The 15,789-nt window shown below is 65.5% G+C and carries 14 protein-coding genes; 8 read left to right on the top strand and 6 right to left on the bottom strand.

The window, feature by feature from the left end; translation table 11 throughout:
- The first annotated feature begins 4 nt into the window (after positions 1-4).
- The 4 genes from NTY77_11220 to NTY77_11205 all read left to right on the top strand — a co-directional run bounded on the left by NTY77_11220 (position 5) and on the right by NTY77_11205 (position 3,755).
- Positions 5-295, top strand: a complete 291-nt coding sequence (locus tag NTY77_11220; protein ID MCX5796055.1) for a (2Fe-2S) ferredoxin domain-containing protein — start codon at positions 5-7, stop codon at positions 293-295.
- Positions 292-1,785, top strand: a complete 1,494-nt coding sequence (locus NTY77_11215) for an amino acid permease (GenBank protein ID MCX5796054.1) — start codon at positions 292-294, stop codon at positions 1,783-1,785. Before NTY77_11220 ends, NTY77_11215 begins: the two co-directional genes overlap by 4 nt.
- Before the next feature lie 6 nt (positions 1,786-1,791).
- Positions 1,792-3,075 carry a 4Fe-4S binding protein gene (locus NTY77_11210; GenBank protein MCX5796053.1) on the top strand — a complete coding sequence of 428 codons (1,284 nt, stop codon included), beginning with the start codon at positions 1,792-1,794 and terminating at the stop codon, positions 3,073-3,075.
- Between the two features lie 86 nt (positions 3,076-3,161).
- Positions 3,162-3,755, top strand: coding sequence for a hypothetical protein (locus NTY77_11205; GenBank protein MCX5796052.1), 594 nt, complete (start codon positions 3,162-3,164; stop codon positions 3,753-3,755).
- A 9-nt stretch (positions 3,756-3,764) separates the two neighbouring features.
- Here the strand turns inward: NTY77_11205 and NTY77_11200 are convergent, their stop codons facing one another.
- The gene (locus NTY77_11200; GenBank protein ID MCX5796051.1) at positions 3,765-5,351 is read right to left on the bottom strand and encodes a hypothetical protein; all 1,587 of its coding nucleotides are present in this window, start codon (positions 5,349-5,351) and stop codon (positions 3,765-3,767) included.
- A gap of 152 nt (positions 5,352-5,503) precedes the next feature.
- On the opposite strand from NTY77_11200, the gene NTY77_11195 reads away from it, so the two are divergent.
- Positions 5,504-6,844, top strand: a complete 1,341-nt coding sequence (locus tag NTY77_11195; GenBank protein ID MCX5796050.1) for a hypothetical protein — start codon at positions 5,504-5,506, stop codon at positions 6,842-6,844.
- Here the strand turns inward: NTY77_11195 and NTY77_11190 are convergent.
- Positions 6,841-7,713, bottom strand: a complete 873-nt coding sequence (locus NTY77_11190; protein ID MCX5796049.1) for a nitroreductase family protein — start codon at positions 7,711-7,713, stop codon at positions 6,841-6,843. The two genes, NTY77_11195 and NTY77_11190, sit on opposite strands and share 4 nt — an antisense overlap.
- Positions 7,714-7,732: 19 nt before the next feature.
- Here NTY77_11190 and NTY77_11185 point away from each other — a divergent pair, with 19 nt between their 5' ends.
- Positions 7,733-9,034, top strand: a complete 1,302-nt coding sequence (locus NTY77_11185) for an MFS transporter (GenBank protein MCX5796048.1) — start codon at positions 7,733-7,735, stop codon at positions 9,032-9,034.
- A gap of 11 nt (positions 9,035-9,045) precedes the next feature.
- Here NTY77_11185 and NTY77_11180 read toward each other — a convergent pair whose 3' ends face one another.
- Both NTY77_11180 and NTY77_11175 read right to left on the bottom strand, forming a co-directional pair.
- Positions 9,046-10,347, bottom strand: a complete 1,302-nt coding sequence (locus NTY77_11180) for a M14 family metallopeptidase (GenBank protein MCX5796047.1) — start codon at positions 10,345-10,347, stop codon at positions 9,046-9,048.
- A gap of 80 nt (positions 10,348-10,427) precedes the next feature.
- Positions 10,428-12,251 (bottom strand): glycoside hydrolase family 13 protein, encoded by a 1,824-nt coding sequence (locus NTY77_11175; protein ID MCX5796046.1) that lies wholly within the window; start codon positions 12,249-12,251, stop codon positions 10,428-10,430.
- Positions 12,252-12,298: 47 nt separating this feature from the next.
- Here NTY77_11175 and NTY77_11170 point away from each other — a divergent pair, with 47 nt between their 5' ends.
- Positions 12,299-12,439 (top strand): hypothetical protein, encoded by a 141-nt coding sequence (locus NTY77_11170; protein MCX5796045.1) that lies wholly within the window; start codon positions 12,299-12,301, stop codon positions 12,437-12,439.
- Positions 12,436-12,969, top strand: coding sequence for a hypothetical protein (locus tag NTY77_11165; GenBank protein ID MCX5796044.1), 534 nt, complete (start codon positions 12,436-12,438; stop codon positions 12,967-12,969). Before NTY77_11170 ends, NTY77_11165 begins: the two co-directional genes overlap by 4 nt.
- 69 nt (positions 12,970-13,038) lie before the next feature.
- Here NTY77_11165 and NTY77_11160 read toward each other — a convergent pair whose 3' ends face one another.
- Entirely contained in the window at positions 13,039-14,523 is a 1,485-nt protein-coding gene (locus tag NTY77_11160; protein ID MCX5796043.1) for a pyridoxal-phosphate dependent enzyme, read from the bottom strand.
- A gap of 9 nt (positions 14,524-14,532) precedes the next feature.
- On the bottom strand, positions 14,533-15,780 hold the full coding sequence (gene thrC, locus NTY77_11155) for a threonine synthase (GenBank protein MCX5796042.1): 1,248 nt from the start codon (positions 15,778-15,780) through the stop codon (positions 14,533-14,535).
- Between the last annotated feature and the right edge of the window lie 9 nt (positions 15,781-15,789).

Below are 15,789 nucleotides of genomic sequence, written 5' to 3'. Positions count from 1 at the left end.
CCCGATGCTGGCCAGGCCCGCCCCTTACCGGAAGTTCGTCTGCGTGTGCACCAACGCGCGCACGGACGGCCGCCAGGCCTGCGCCAATCCCGGCCGGGGCGGCGACGAAGTCTGGACCAAGCTCAAGGAAGGCGTGGCCCTAGCCGGGCTCAAGGGAAATGTCCGAGTGACGCGCTCCGGCTGCCTGGGCCTCTGCGCGCACGGGCCCAACGTGCTCATCTATCCGGAAGGGGAGTGGCGCTCCGGCGTCGGCGCCGCCGACGTCCCCGAGATTCTGAAGGGGCTCGGGGCATGAACCGCTGGCGCGGGCTGCGGCGTATCAAGTCCATCGACGCCATCATCCACGAGTCCGAGGTCCGCGGCCACAAGCTGGCGCGCGTGCTGGGCCCGTTGGACGTGACCATGGTGGGCATCGGCGCGGTCATCGGCGCCGGCATCTTCGCCATGGTGGGCGAGGCCGCGGTCGGGGCCTCCAGCGGCTACCCGGCCGGGCCGGCGCTCATCATCTCCTTCATCATCACCGCCATCGCCTGCGGGTTCACGGCCCTGTGCTACGCGGAACTGGCGGCCATGGTCCCCATATCGGGAAGCGCCTACACCTACTCCTACGCCACCATGGGCGAGCTGGTGGCCTGGATCATCGGCTGGGACCTCATCCTGGAATACGCCATCGGCAACGTGGCCGTGGCCATCTCCTGGGCCGGCTACTTCTGCGACTTCGTCAAGTCCGCCTTCGGCTGGGACATCCCCATCTGGCTGCGCATCGACTACCGCACCTTCGTGCAGAAGGGCCTGGACCTGGCTGCGGTGCCGCACGTGCTGGGCCTGCCCGTGGTCTTCAACCTGCCCGCCCTATGCATCGTCTTGGCCCTGACGGTCCTGCTGGTCATCGGCATCAAGGAGAGCACAGCCTTCAACAACGTGATGGTGGGCCTCAAGCTGGTGGTGTTGGCCATCTTCATCGGGGTGGGAATCCATTACTTCCACCCCGAGTACTGGAGGCCCTTCGCACCCGGCGGCTGGAAGGGCATCCAGGTGGGCGCGGCCACGGTATTCTTCGCCTACATCGGCTTCGACGCTGTCTCCACCGTGGCCGAGGAGACCAAGGACCCCAAGCGCGACATGCCCTTAGGGATCATCGGCTCTCTGGCCATCTGCACCGTGGTCTATATCCTGGTGACCGTGGCCCTGACCGGGATGATACCGGTCATGGAACTCAAGAGCAAGATCGCCGAGCCTCTGGTCGCGGCCCTGGAGTACAACCGCTCCCCGGTCTGGCTCATCGGCATCATCTCCCTGGGCTCGGTCATCGCGCACACCGCGGTCCTGCTGGTCTTCCAGATGGGCCAGCCCCGAATCTTCTTCGCCATGAGCCGCGACGGCCTGCTGCCCCAATACTTCGCCAAAGTCCACCCGCGCTTCAAGACCCCTTACGTCACCACCATCTGGACCGGCGTGATCGTGGGCCTGCTCTCCGCGGTGTGCAACATAGACGAGATGGCCAACCTCTGCAACATCGGCACCCTCTTCGCCTTCGTGCTGGTCTGCATCGGGGTCATCATCCTGCGCTACAAGGAACCCCACCGCCACCGGCCCTTCCGCGTGCCCGGCGGCGCGACCATGCCCGTTCTGGGCATCGCCTTCTGCCTCTACCTCATGCTGGGCCTGGGCTGGATGAACTGGGTCCGCTTCGGGGGCTGGCTGGTGGTCGGCCTGGTCATCTACTTCCTCTACGGCTCCAAGAAATCCGTGCTGCGCCAGGCGCACCTGCCGCACCTCGGCTGACCCGCCATGGGCCATCTCGCGGCCAAAGACGCGTATCGGGAACTGGGCGCCAAGCTCGACAGCCTGAGCTGCCGCGTGCCTTACAACGAGTCCTTCCGAGCCATCCTCAAGGAGCTCTACACCGAAGAGGAAGCCGAGCTCGTCAGCCGCATGCCCGCTGGGCTCTCCGATCTGGAGCGCCTGGAGAAGGCCACCGGCATCCCCCGGGAGAGGCTCAAGGCCCTGCTGGAGTCGGCGACCGGTAAGGGCCTGGTCCTGGACCTGCGCCTCAAAGGCGCCTACCGCTACTCGCCCTCGCCCTTCGTCATCGGCATCTTCGAGTTCACCATGATGCGCACCCGCGGCCAGCTGAACACCAAGGATTGGGCTCGGCTCTTCCACGAGTACATGGACGCGAGCCCCTTCTGGGATGCGAACTTCGGCCACGGCGAGAAGGTCTCCATCATGCGCGCCGTGGCCCGGGAAGAGGCCCTCCCGGCTGAAGGGCATCTCGAGATCCTGGACTACGAGAAGGCCTCCACGTTCATAGAGAAGGCCAAGCGCTGCGCCGTGGGCATCTGCGCCTGCCGCCATGAGAAGCAGCACCTGGGCGCCAAGATCTGCGAGGTGCCCCTGGAAACCTGCACCTCCTTCGGCTCGGCGGCGGACTACCTCATCCGCCACGGCCTGGCCCGGGAGCTCGGCAAGCCCGAGATGCGCGAGCTCTTCGCCGCCTCCCGCGAGTACGGCCTGGTGCTCTGCGCGGACAATGTGCAGCGCCGGGTCTCCTTCGTCTGCCACTGCTGCAAATGCTGCTGCTCGGCCCTCTCCGGCATCACCAGGCACGGCTACCCGAATGCGGTGGTGACGTCGGGGTTCCTGGCCCAGACAGCGGGCGAGCTCTGCATCGGCTGCGGGATGTGCGCCAAGGTCTGCCCGGTCAACGCCATCCGGCTGGAGGACAAGCGCGCCCGCATTGACGCGGAGGCCTGCCTGGGTTGCGGGGTCTGCGTGATCAAGTGCGGACGCAAGGCCATCCGCATGGAGCGCCGGCCCCAGAGGGTCATCCCGCCGGAGAACACGTTCGAGAAAGTCATCCTGCAGGGCCTGGAGAAGGGGACGCTGGCCAACACGCTCTTCGACGACCCGAAGAGCGCTACGCACCGGTTCCTGCGGGCCTTCGTGGGCGGCTTCCTGCGGCTCGACCCGGTCAGGAGGGCCATGGCCTCGGGCGCGCTGAGTTCGGTCTTCCTGGATGCGCTGAAGGCCGGGATGCGGCGGCGGGGGATGAAGGAACTGCTCGAGTTGTAGACGGGAGGCCGCGGGCCATGGGCAAGAACAAGGATGATCATTTCGGATGCATCCTAGTCTTCATAGTCATCGCGGTAATCTTGATGATGGCTGTCTGTTCGTCCCTCGCTCCCGATACCGGCATGTACCGCGAGGGGAATCTGCGTCTGAAGGTCTACACTGCCAAGGTCGACGAACGGCAAGCCCTCAAGCTCCTCGCTGCGGGAAAGCGGCAGGAGGCGGAGGAGTATCTCAGCCGTGCGGAGGAGAAGCTCTCCCGCGGACAAGAGGAGAAGGCCGACGCGACCTTTCTCACCGATCTCCAGGCCGCAGTGGGCCAGATCAAGTCGGAACATGCCGCCGATATCAATCCCATCCGCAAGCGCCGGGCCAAGGAGCGGCTGCGCTGGAAGGCTGAACAGACCCGCTCGGCCCTGCGCGCCCTGGAATACCGTAACCAGGCCTGGGGCGAGGTCCTCAAAATCGTCCAGGACCGGCTGGGCCGCCAGGCGGCGGGCGCCGAATCCTACGTGGAGAGCCCGTTCCGGGTGGACTCGACAGCCCTGCGCGGCGCATTGTCGCGCAGGTACGGGGAAAGCTACGTCCGGGAAATGGAGCGTCTGGCCCCTGGAGTCTGCGAGTCTGCGGTCAAGGACGCCGAGGCGCTGGCCGAACAGGCCGGGGCTCAGTCAGCCCGTTAAATATATCGGCTAGTGAGGCGAAGCCTTCGGGGGGACCTTGACCTCGCCCATCACCAAGCGAAGAGCGTCGAGCACCTCGGGGCTCTTCGGGAACGCGCCGGGATCCTTTCCATAAGCGCGAGCCAATGCATTCGCCATCGCGATAGGATCCTTGGCATCCACGGTGTCTTTCCAAGCCGCTGCTTTTTTTGCGTCGGCCGCGACCCCCTCGCCATACTCGTATCTTTCGGCGACCTCTCGCTGGGCTTCAGCGTTGCCCTGCATAGCGGCCATGAGCATCCAGCCGAAAGCTGCATGGAGGTCGCGTCCCACCCCGTTGCCGGCGTTATAGGCCCAGGCCAAACGGACCTGCGCCACGGCAAAGCCCTGCACAGCGGCGCGACGGAACCATTCCACCGACTTACCAGGATCCTTCTCACAACCCTCACCTGATTCGTACATCTCTCCGAGGAATTCCTCCGCAAAGGCTATTCCTTGTTCGGCAGCTTTCGAGTCCCATTTGAAAGCCTCTTCCGGGTCGGCCGAGACTCCTTTGCCATAATGATAGATGAGGGCGAGATTATGCTGCGCTGGCCCGTAACCATGCTCGGCCGCCTTGGTGTACCATTGCGCCGCCAGCCCCACATCCGGCGGAGTGGATTCCCCATCGGCATAAAGATGACCTAGAGAATATTCTGCCTCGGCCGAGCCTGCCTTCGATGCCGACTGCAGGAGTTGCACAGCAGTCGCGACGTCCTTGGTTACGCCTGTTCCATTCAAATGGTGCATGGCCAGGCTTTGCATCGCGCTGAGGTCGCCATGATCTGCGGCCCGCCTATACCACTCGCATGCCTTCCCATAATCCTGTTGGACCCCATTCCCGTTCGCGTACATCGAGCCCAAGTTTCTCTCCGCATCAGGATTCCCTTGCGATGCTGCCTTCTGCGACCAAGCGATGGACTGGTTGAAATCTTGCTCGACACCGACACCTTTAAAATAGAGAACACCCATTTGATTCTGAGCGGCATCGTCGCCTTTCTCCGCCAGGGCGCGGAACATCCTAACGGCCTGGGGCACATCCGGTGCTACGCCGCCGCCCGTGAGATATAATTCCGCCAAGCCATACTCGGCCCGAGGGCAGCCGCGCTCAGCGGCTTTCCGATACCATGCGAATGCCTTCGAGTCATCGCGGGCAACCCCCCATCCCCTATGGAAATAGACTCCCAGATCGGAAGCGGCGAACACGTAGCCCTTGCTTTCCGCGCTAAGGGCCCACTTGAAAGCTTGACGATCGTCGCGTGGCACCCCGGATCCGTAATGAAGATAACGCGACAAGCGGACCTGGGCGCGGGCATCCCCGCCCTCTGCCAACGGACGGATGAGCCGGACGGCCGTGGGATAAGTCTTCAAATTGTCGGCCTTCTCCGCGGCCAGGAAATCAGCGCTGGCCTGCCAGGAAAACAGGACCCTCCCGTCCGGCTCCTGGAATCGGAGCCAATCACCCGGCCGAAGTTTGGCAGTGGCTTCTTTAAGCGCCTTATCGTTCCAAGGAATCGTGAACGTCTGTTGGGCGCTGGCTGCCGCTGAGCTGGCGGCGAAGAATAGCAAACAAATCACGATGCTATTCGGTCGCGGTATCCTCAAAATAGGGCCTCCGGCGGACCGACTCCGGATAAAGGTTATAATACACAAAAGCGCATTCAAGCTCCTAGGAGGCAGCTCTGACCAAGGGATCGGAGACCCTGATTCTCACGTTCGCGGCCTTGACGATGGCAGCAGCCGAGGCTGGCGCGGCTCAACCCATTCCCCGCATTGCCGATTTTGCCAAGGCAGAATACCACCTGGGCACGCAGAGCAAGTGCGGAGAATCGGAAGAGCATTATCGCAAAGCCATCGCCACCAAAAGGCTGGGATTCCTGGAGAAAAATGCGCGCGAGTATATCGCCCGCTGCCTTAGCGAAGAGGGCGAGCGCGACGAAGCGATCGCGGCCTATGAGTCCCTGCTCGCGGAAGGCAAGCTGCCGGGAGCCAACGAACTCGGCTATTTGTACGAAAGGAGAGGTGACATGGCTCGGGCCCTGAGGATGTATCGCCGCGGGCCGCCATACGCGCAGGTCCTGGGGATGCCCGTATCTGACCGGATCCGCATGCTCGAAAGTGCCGCAAGACTGCCGAAGGGGCTCTTGGAGGAATTCCAGCAGGCCGAGAGCCTGCAGTCAAGCGCCGAAGGTAAACGCCTCTTGGAAGCCTTCGCCGACAAGCACCCGAAAAGCCCCCTGGCCAGCCAAGCCATCAAGGTTCTCCTCCATTCGGTCGCTGAGCCATGCGGCCTGGGCAAACTTGACCTGGAGACTTGCCGGAACGCGTTCCGGCCGCTGCTCTTGCGCCGGACCGACCCCGAGCTGCATCATCAAATCATTGCGAGCTTCCGTTCTAACATGCCTTATTACCTGGCCTCTAATCAACGAAAGGAAAATCAAATAGACAACCAATTCCTGGTCGATAACTTGCCTGCAGATGACGTCGAGAGAGCGCTGCCCTTGTTCGAGCTCGCAGACGATGCATACACTCTGGATTCGGCGCTTGCACTACGCCTTCTGTCCGAATTCCATGAACTATCCACCGGATCCGAGGATCCAGAGATAGTCAAGGCTCGGTCCAAGGCACTGGAGATCCAAGAACTTATCGACTCCCCCCAATGGCAGCTGCGGCTCAAAGCCAGAGCTTCCCACTCAGCAGTGATCGGGAACGCGCCTACGAATGACCCGCTCCCATTGGGCTGGGTCCAGGGCATGAACCAATTGAGATCCTCTGATGCCGCGACACGACGTTTTGCCTCTAAAAACATGCTGACTGCCGTTCGCAGGCAATTGCGTAGTCTGCAGCGCTTCCAGCGGGTCGTCGATTCTCCCGACACAGTTTTCCTAGACGAGAATGACGGACTTCGCACTCCGCAGTACCGTATGCAAACGGCGAGCGCGAAGATCGGGGTGTACGTCTCCGCGGCGCTCGAAAGCGACGATCCGGACGTCCATGCCGATGGGCTTGAGGCCTGCAGGCTCCTCGGAGCGTTCGCTCCAAACTCCTGCGGAGACGTTGAAAGCCGCTAAAGGTAGTCCGCCTTGGGCTTCGCCTTGGCCGCGGCCTTGGCGTAGCGGAACTGCGGGTAGCCCACGACCATGCTGGTGTGGACCTTATGCCCGGCCGGCAAGCGGACCAATCTCTTCAGGCTCTGGTCTTCGTTGACGGGGTTGGTGATGAAGCCGATGACGCAGGTGCCCAGGCCCAAGGTTTCGGCCGCGTACTGGATGTTGGCCGCGGCGTAGACCGCATCCTCGGGGCCGCACAGGTCCGCTTCCGAGGTATGCACGAGGACGGCGCAGGGCGCGCCGTAGCAGACCAGGTCCCGGCCCTGAAACTCACCTGCCGAGAGCAGCTCCAACAGGGGCAGGAAGAACTCCAACTCGTGGAACACCTTGGGCTTGAGGATCCGGAAGAAGAACCGGCCGACCGGGTTGCGCAGCAGCGCGGCGAGCCTCTTGGTCCCGGCCGTCACACGGGCGCTGAGCTCCTGGAGCACGGCGCGGTCCGTGATCACCGTGTAATGGACGTTGTGCCGGTTGAGGCCGTTGGGAGCCTGGGCGCCCGCGTCGAGGAGCTTCTCGACGAGCTCGCGCGGGACGGGCTGGCCCTTGAACTCGCGCCGGGAGCGGCGCATCTTCAGGAATCCCAGGTACTGCTCGTAGCTCGGCCGGTCGGCCTCGCGCAGGGGCTCGCAGCCGGGGCCGGGCAGACGGGGATGGGTTATGGCCCCGGCCGGGCACACCGCCAGGCAGTGCCCGCAGGCCGCGCAGACCAGAGGCCGCCGCGTCCGGACCTTGCCGTCTGGGCCCGCCTCGTAGTCGAGAAAACAGACCTTGGCGCACAAGCCGCAGTCTGTGCACTTCGCGGCGTCGATCGTTATCCTCTCGTCGCTCATCGGCCCTCGCTTTGATAAAATGATAGCACCTATCACCCACGATCCGCCGCCTCCCGCCGATTCCCGCGCCGCCTTCCGCTACCCGGATTTCCGGCTCTACCAGGCCTCGCGCTTCCTGGGCGTCGTCGCCATCGAGATGCAGTCCGTGGCCATCGGCTGGCAGGTCTACGAGCTCACCCGCCGCCCCCTCGACCTGGGCCTGGTAGGCCTGGTGCAGTTCCTGCCCGGCATCCTGCTCTTCCTCCTCTCCGGCCACGCCGCCGACCGCTTCCCCCGCCGCCAGATCATCCTCTGCTGCCTGGCCGGCTTCGCCCTCTGCTCCATGCTGCTCTTCGGCCTGACCCTGCACGGCCCGGCCTCGGTCCGGCCCATCTACCTCGTCCTGGTCCTCTTCGGCATCGTGCGCGCCTTCTACGGGCCGGCTGGGCAGGCTTTCCTGCCCCTGCTCGTGCCGCAGGAGCATTTCCCCAACGCCGTGGCCTGGAGCTCGTCGGTGTTCCAGGCCGCCACCATCCTCGGGCCAACTATGGGCGGACTGATCTACGGCTGGACCGGAGGGGCCCATGCGGTCTACGCGGCCTCGGCCGCGGCCCTGATCGCCGCGGCCCTGTTCATCCTGGCCATGCGCCTGAGGAGCTCCCAGGCCCGCCAGGAGCCGCCGACTCTGGACTCTTTGCTCGCCGGCTTCACCTACGTCTGGAAGACCAAGATCCTGCTGGGGGCGGTGTCCTTGGACCTCTTCGCGGTCCTGCTCGGCGGCGCGGTGGCGCTGCTGCCCATCTACGCCCGCGAGATCCTCCATACCGGGCCCTGGGGCTTGGGCCTGCTGCGCAGCGCCCCCGGCATCGGCGCCATCCTGACCGCCGTGGCCCTGGCGCACCGGCCCCTGGGACGCCGGGCCGGCGCGGCCATGCTCGGCTGCGTGGGCGGTTTCGGCGTCTTCACCATTGTCTTCGGCCTCTCGCGCTCCTTGCCCCTCTCTATGGCGGCCCTGTTCCTGGCCGGGGCCTGCGACATGGTCAGCGTGGTGGTGCGCGGCACGGTGGTCCAGCTCGAGACCCCGGACCGCATGCGCGGCCGGGTCAGCGCCATCAACATGGTCTTCATCGGCGCCTCCAACGAACTGGGACAATTCGAGTCCGGCCTGACCGCGCAGGCGTTCGGTACCGTGCCCGCCGTGGTGCTGGGCGGGCTGGGGACGCTCGCGGTGGTGGCGGCCTGGACCCGGCTCTTCCCCGCGCTGCGCCGGGTGAGCCTGGCCCCGGCGCCGGTCAAGGCCGTGCCCGAGGAGCCTGGCCTGACCGCGGACCCGGCCGGCTGAGCGCCCGAAACCTACTTCGCGGCGGTGAAAGCGGACGAGGCCCGATGCGGGTCGTCCGAGTACTCGACCATGTAGAGGGCGGCCTGGATCTGGCCCGGGGCCTCCGTCGCGATCTCGGCCGCGCCCGGGTAGAAGCTGCCGCCGCCCAGCTCCGTGGTGAAGGCGAATATCTTGTGCTTGTCGTAGGCCCAGTCCGCGCAGTCGCCCGTGGCCACGTACATCTCGTTGGACTGCTCGACCCCGAAGCCCATCATCTTGCCCATGGCCCCGGCCATGGCCTGGAAGGCCTTGAGGTCCGCGGCGTCATCCACCGGCCCGTCCTTGCCTCCCCAGGGATACATGATCAGGTCGCTGTAGCTGTGGAAGGTGTTGAGCGTGCGCACGTTGGGCCGGCTGTCCAGGAAGTCCCGCAGGGCCTTGGTCTCCGGCTCGGAGAAGGCGCTGGGGCCGTGGTAGGTGTCGCTGTAGGTGGAGCCCGAGGAGCCCGCGCCCCCGAAGATGAAGTCGCAGTTGCGGTTGAGGTCCACCCCGATCTCCTTGTCGGAGTTGACCCGCATGTTCTTGCGGTGCCACTTGTACTGTCCCGTGGAGATGTCGTACTCGGCCCCGTCCGGGTTGAGCATGGGGACCACGTAGACGTCGCGGGAGTCGAGCAGTTTCTTGACCGCCGCGTCCGACTGGTGCGCCGCGAGGTACTCGGCGATCTTGATGGGCATCTCCACGCTGAGGTGCTCGCGGGCGTGGTGGTCGCCCACGAAGAGCGCGCCGGGCTTCTTGCTGGGCTTGGTCCCGGACTCGGTGGTGTTGAAGCGCAGGGCCCAGATGTCGCGGCCCTGCCAGCCCTTGCCGATGGAGAAGACCGAGGCCAGCTTGGGGCTGGACTTGGCCACGGCGTCGAGCGCCGCCTTCATGCGGTCGTAATTGTGGTAGGCCTTGTCCTGCGCGGGGAAGTCCTTCGACCACTGGACCAAAGACTGTTGGAACATGATCACGTAGCCGGCCGCCTGCAGGGCCTGGATGGTCTTGATGTGCGCGGTGCCGGCCACTCGGTCGGGCCGGATCTCCTCGATGGCCATGCCGGCGGTGGCGACGGCCGTGCGGTCCGAGCGCGAGGCGACCTTCACCACCACCCAGTAGCGCTGCTCCACGGCCGCGCCGGAGGGCTCCTGAACGGCGGGGAGCTCATCGACTTGGGCCTGCCCCTTGAGCTCGGTCAAGGACTTGTTGGATTCGTCGGATCGGATGCCGGGGTCGGCAAAGGCGGGCTGGGCGGCGCAGAGGGCGAAAGCCACGGCGAGGAGCAGTCTCGGCATCGGGGTCTCCTTATGGGTCAGAAGCGGACCATTGGATTATACCACAGAGTAGCCCAGAGTACCCAGCGCGCGCCTGGGCCTTAAGGCCCAGGCTGGGAGAGCAGGATCAGGAAGCCGTGCGCCGGGACCTCGACGCGCAGACGCCCCTTGGCCGAGGCCAAGGTCTTGTTGCCGAGCGCATCGCGGTAGCCGGCATGGGCGACGGGCAGGGACAGGCGGTGGACTTGGTCCGCGCGGTTGAAGAGGGCCAGAGCCTCGGACTCCCCGGCGCGGCGGGAGAATCCCACCGTGCTCTGGGACAGGGCGGCCTTCAAGAAGCGCAGGTCGCCGCCGGAGAGCGCCGGGCTTTCGTGGCGCACGCGCATCAGGCTCCGATAGAAGCCCCACAAGCCGGTGTCGAAACGCACCGGGTCCGCGGGCCGGGGCTTTCCCAACGGATGGCGAGATTCGGGCGCGTAGACCAGCTCCGGCCAGAGCATGGGCTTGCGGTCATCCGGGTCGGTCGCTCCCCACATGCCGGCCTCGTCGCCGTAGTAGACCATGGGCGCGCCCAGGAAGGCCATCTGGAAGGCGGCGACCTGCTTCTGGACCTGCAGGGCCTCGGCGCCGGGCTTGCGCACGTCGTAGTCCGGGTTGGAGCGGGGGCTGTGGCGCTGGCCGTAGGGGCGGTCGGGATTGACGATCATGCTGGCCAGGCGGTCCGTGTCATGGGAGTCCATGAGGTTCAAGAGCAGCTGGGCCTTCTGCGGGGCGTAGGAATCCAGGAGCGTCTTGAGGCGCGCCGCGAAGGCGCTGCCCGAGACCGCGGTCTTGCGGTCCACGAAGAAGCCGACCGCGGCCTGGGCGAACTGATAGTTCATGGTGGAGTCGATGCGGCCGTCCTTGACCCAGCCCGAAGCGTCGCCCCAGATCTCGCCCACGGTCAGGGCCTGGGGCTTGATGGAGCGCACGTGCGCGCGCCATTCCTTCCAGAACGGCGCGGGGACCTCCTCGATGACGTCGAGGCGGAAGCCGTCCACGCCGTCCTTGGCGCTGCCGTTGGGGGCCAGCCACCTCTTGGTGATGGCGAAGACGTATTTCCTGGGCCCGGGCAGGAGGCCCTGGCTGTCCCGGGCGAGGATGGGCAGGGATCTGACGTCCCACCAAGCCTTGTACTCGAACTCGTCGCCGGGCTTCTCCCCCCACTTGGTCACCATGTACCAGTCGGCGTAGCGCGACTTCTTGCCCTTCTTGAGCAGGTCCCGGAAGGCGAAGAACTGCCGGCCCGTGTGGTTGAAGACGCCGTCTATGACGACCCTGATGCCCCGGCCGTGCGCTTCCCTGATGAGCCGGAGGAAGAGGATGTCCGACTTGGTCCAGATCCAGGTGTCCGGGTCTTCGGTCTCGCGGGCTTCGGCCAGGAGCTGCCTGTCGCCGGCGGGGTCGGGGCCGAAATGGAGGTCCACGTGGTGGAGGCTGGAGGCGTCGTATTTGTGCAGGCTGGGGGCCTCGAAGACGGGGGTGAGGTAGATGACATCCACGCCGAGGTCCTTGAGGTAGTCGAGCTTGTCGATGACACCCTGGATGTCGCCGCCGTAGCGCCGGGCGAAGACCACGCCCATGTGGTAGAAGTCGGTGGAGCGCTTGACCTCCCAGGGCTGTTCTTCGTACCAGTCGCTGGTCCAAGGCGAAAGATGCCATCTGTGCTTGCCGTCGGTCTCCGGCACGTCAGCCACTGTAGGGTCGTTGGATGGGTCGCCGTTGCGGAAACGCTCAGGGAAGACCTGATACCAGATCTTGCCGCGGGCCCAGGCGAGGCCGTCGTCGGCGGTCTCGGCGGGCGGCACGGCGCTCCGGGGAGACGGGGCCGCGCAGGCGGCCAGGGCGACGGCGGCGACAAGGATCAGCGCGGCCTGGCGGCGCATATCGCTTATGATACATAAACTGCCGCCCAACGAGGTATAATGAGAACATGCAGCGCCTATCCCGCCGTCTGCGGGCTTTGACGCGCCGTCTTTCGGCTTTGCCAGCCAACCGGCCCGGCGCGGATAAGACCCGTCTGCACCTGGCGGCTCAGTCGTTCATCCTGCACATGCGCGCCATCGCCCGGTGACGCTCAGAGCCCCGCATCTCGAGTTCCTGCGCCGTCTCAGGGCGGAGAAAATCGATTTCCTGCTGGTGGGCGCCCTCGCGGTCGGGCACTACGCCCCTGAGCTCTCCCAGACCTATTCGACCTACGACTGTGATGTCCTAGTAAGGCCGGATTTGGAGCATTTCCGCAAAGCGGTCAGGACCTTGGCGCGCTGCGGTTTCCAGCTCCAGGTCGGAGGCGAGCCGCTGGTGAAGCCCGACGCTTTGGTCTTCAAGCGGCTGCTGGGATTCAGGACGACCGTGTGCGGCGAGCGGCCCGACGCCCTGTCCGTGGAGCTGCTGCTGGAGGCGAAGGGATTCTCGTTCGCGGAGTGGTGGCAGACGCGGCGGGAGTTCCGCGTGGCGGGTTTCCGGATCGCTTGCGGGGCCTTGGAGAACCTCGTCGCGTCTAAGAAGGCCTCGGCTCGCCCGAAGGACAAGGCTTTCCTGAAGCTCTACGAGGCGGCGTTCACGGCTCTGCCGCGCAAGCGGGCGCGGCGGGCCAAGCGGTAGCAGACGCCGACAAGAAAACCCGGCGGTTCCGCGTTGCGGAGCCGCCGGGTTCTTGCTTTCTAGTCGAGCTTAGGCTTTGCCGCCCGCCCCCACGGCCTTGGCGCCGGAATCCTTGAGCAGGCCGGTCCGCTCGTTGAACTCCGTTATCAGCTTGTCGTATTCGCCCACCTGCGCGAAGGTCCGGTCCCAGAACTCGGGGGCCCAGAGCGCGTTGAGGTCCTCCACGGTCCGGCCCTGCTGCTCCACCCAGGTGAAGTACTTGAGGTTGTGCAGGGCCTTGCGGTCGTAGTAGCCCAGCTCGCGCAGATGGTCGATGCCCACCCCGCGCAGCCTGCGCTCCAGATCCCCGGCCGCCTGGGTCTCGGTGTAGACGCCGTGCTCCTGGTGCATCTCCTTGAGCCGCGAGCCGTAGAGCTCGACCGAGTCCGTGAAGATGGTGAACACGACGTCATCCTTGCCCAGCTCATAGTGCTTGGCCATCTTCACCGCGGCCAGCATGTTGCAGATGCCGGAGAAGCCCAAGAGCGGCAAGGATTCGATGAAGGACTCCTTGAGCCCCTGGCTCTTGAGCATCTTCTTGCCGGCGGGCTCGTTGAAGAGCCGCAGCAGGCGCACCACGTCTTCGTCATCGACGGCCAGCACCATGTCCGTGTTGCGCACGTTGTGTATCCAGGGCACGTGCTTGTCGCCGATGCCCTCGATGCGGTGCCCGCCGAAGCCGTTCAAGAGCAAAGTCGGGCACTGCAGAGCCTCGACCGCCCCGACCTTGGCGAGCGGGAAGTCCTTCTTCAGCCGGTCACCCGCCGCGATGGTCCCGGCCGAGCCCGTGGCCGAGGCGTAGCCCGCCAGGCGTCCCTTCTTGCCCCTGACCTTCGCGAACACTTCCTCTATGGCCGGCCCCGTGACGTGGTAGTGCCACAGCGAGTTGCCGAACTCCTCGAACTGGTTGAAGATCACGCAGTCCTTGCGGTTCTTGCGGATGTCCCAGCACTTGTCGTAGATCTCCTTGACGTTGCTCTCGCAGCCGGGCGTGGCGATGACCTCGGCGCCGATGGACTTGAGCCAAGCGAAGCGCTCCTGGCTCATCTCCTCGGGCAATATGGCCACGGCCGTGCAGGCCAGCACCGCGCAGTCGAAAGCCCCGCCGCGGCAGAAGTTGCCGGTGGAGGGCCAGACCGCCTTCTGGGAGCTCGGGTCGAATTCGCCGGTCACCAGGCGCGGCGCCAGGCAGCCGAAGGCGGCGCCCACCTTGTGCGCGCCGGTCGGGAAGTACTTGCCGACGAGCCCGATGACGCGGGCCGGCACCCCGGTCAGTTCGCTGGGGATCTCCAGGTAGTTCACGTCGCCGAAGAGGCCGGTCTTGACGTCGTTCTTCCAGGTGATGCGGAAGAGGTTCGCCGGGTCCACGTCCCAGAGGCCGACGGATTTGAGCCTCTTCTTGACGCTGTCCGGCACCGAGGCGGGATTGGCCAGCTGCGCGAAAGTCGGGATGACGATGCCGCGCTCGCGGCAGCGGGCCACGGTCTTCTTCAGGACTGCGTCGTTCTTGGACATGGGATTCTCCTATTGGATGTTCTGCGATCGGACCAGCTTCTTGAGTTCTCCGGCGTCGGGCGCGATGAGGTAGGGCTTGCCCACGGCCTTCATGGCGCTGGCCACGTCCTTGAGGCCATTGCCGGTGATGAGGGCCACGACCCGCTCGTCGCGCTTCACGAGACCCAGACCCGCGGCCTTGCGCAAGCCCGCCACCGAGGTCACGCCCGCGGGCTCGCCGAACACGCTCTCGCGGCGGGCCGTGTCGCGCAGCGCGGCCAGGATCTCGTCGTCCGTGACCGAGACCGCGAAGCCCTTGGATTCCCGCAAGGCCTTGACCGCGGCTTCCCCGTCGCGCGGCACGCTCACGGAGATGCTGTCCGCGAGCGTGTCGCCGCTCACCGGCCGGATGACCCCGTCGGATTCGAAGGCGCGCTTGACCGCGTCGCTGCCCGCGGCCTGCACCGCCACCAGCTGCGGCAGGCGGTCGATGAGGCCGAGCGCGTGGAAGTCCTTGAAGCCCTTCCAGATGCCGCTGATGATGTTGCCGTCGCCCACGGGGACGAAGACCTTGTCCGGGCACTGCCAGCCCAGCTGCTCGACGAGTTCGAAGGAGCAGGTCTTCTTGCCCTCGCGGGTGAAAGGGTTATGGCCCGTATTGCGGTTGTACCACCCGAACTCCTCGGTGGCCTTGAGGCACAGGTCGAAGGCCTGGTCGTAGGTGCCCTTGACCGCGATGACCGTGGCCCCGAAGACCAGGAGCTGGGCGATCTTGGCGACGGGAGCCTTCTCAGGCAGGAATATGATGGTCTTCAAGCCCAGCCCGGCCGTGAGGCAGGCCATGGATGAGGCCGCGTTGCCGGTGGAGGCGCCGGTGATGGTCCTCTCGCCCAGCTCCAGGGCCTTGGCCACGGCCACGGCTCCGGCCCGGTCCTTGAAGGAGGCGCTGGGGTTGCGGCCGTCGTCCTTGAGATAGAGGTTCGCCAGCCCCAGGTCGCGGCCCAGGCGCTCGGCCTTGTAGAGCGGGGTCCAGCCGATGTGGACGATAGGCACGCCCTGGTACCGGGCGATGGGCAGGATGTCCTTGTAGCGCCAGACGCTCCGGTCGGGGTTCTGCTCCAGGCTCTTGCGGGTGAGCCTCTCCTTCACGGCCTTATAGTCATAGACCACGTCCAGGTTGCCCGAGCAGGCCGGGCAGACGTAGCCCTTGGCGTCCGGGGCATCTTTGCCGCATCGGACGCATCTGAATCCCACCACGCTGCCGGTCTCCACCTTCATCAGAGCCCT

The organism is Elusimicrobiota bacterium (assembly GCA_026388095.1).
Classification (GTDB): domain Bacteria; phylum Elusimicrobiota; class Elusimicrobia; order UBA1565; family UBA9628; genus UBA9628.
The sequence above is the reverse complement of the archived record's forward strand: the minus strand, read 5'-3'. Positions and strand labels throughout refer to the sequence as shown.

Coding starts and splice junctions, on each gene's coding strand:
- NTY77_11220 (MCX5796055.1), top strand. CDS start 5: ATGCTGGCCAGGCCCGCCCCTTACCGGAAGTTCGTCTGCGTGTGCACC.
- NTY77_11215 (MCX5796054.1), top strand. CDS start 292: ATGAACCGCTGGCGCGGGCTGCGGCGTATCAAGTCCATCGACGCCATC.
- NTY77_11210 (MCX5796053.1), top strand. CDS start 1,792: ATGGGCCATCTCGCGGCCAAAGACGCGTATCGGGAACTGGGCGCCAAG.
- NTY77_11205 (MCX5796052.1), top strand. CDS start 3,162: ATGGCTGTCTGTTCGTCCCTCGCTCCCGATACCGGCATGTACCGCGAG.
- NTY77_11195 (MCX5796050.1), top strand. CDS start 5,504: ATGGCAGCAGCCGAGGCTGGCGCGGCTCAACCCATTCCCCGCATTGCC.
- NTY77_11190 (MCX5796049.1), bottom strand. CDS start 7,713: ATGAGCGACGAGAGGATAACGATCGACGCCGCGAAGTGCACAGACTGC.
- NTY77_11185 (MCX5796048.1), top strand. CDS start 7,733: ATGATAGCACCTATCACCCACGATCCGCCGCCTCCCGCCGATTCCCGC.
- NTY77_11180 (MCX5796047.1), bottom strand. CDS start 10,347: ATGCCGAGACTGCTCCTCGCCGTGGCTTTCGCCCTCTGCGCCGCCCAG.
- NTY77_11175 (MCX5796046.1), bottom strand. CDS start 12,251: ATGCGCCGCCAGGCCGCGCTGATCCTTGTCGCCGCCGTCGCCCTGGCC.
- NTY77_11170 (MCX5796045.1), top strand. CDS start 12,299: ATGCAGCGCCTATCCCGCCGTCTGCGGGCTTTGACGCGCCGTCTTTCG.
- NTY77_11160 (MCX5796043.1), bottom strand. CDS start 14,523: ATGTCCAAGAACGACGCAGTCCTGAAGAAGACCGTGGCCCGCTGCCGC.
- thrC (MCX5796042.1), bottom strand. CDS start 15,780: ATGAAGGTGGAGACCGGCAGCGTGGTGGGATTCAGATGCGTCCGATGC.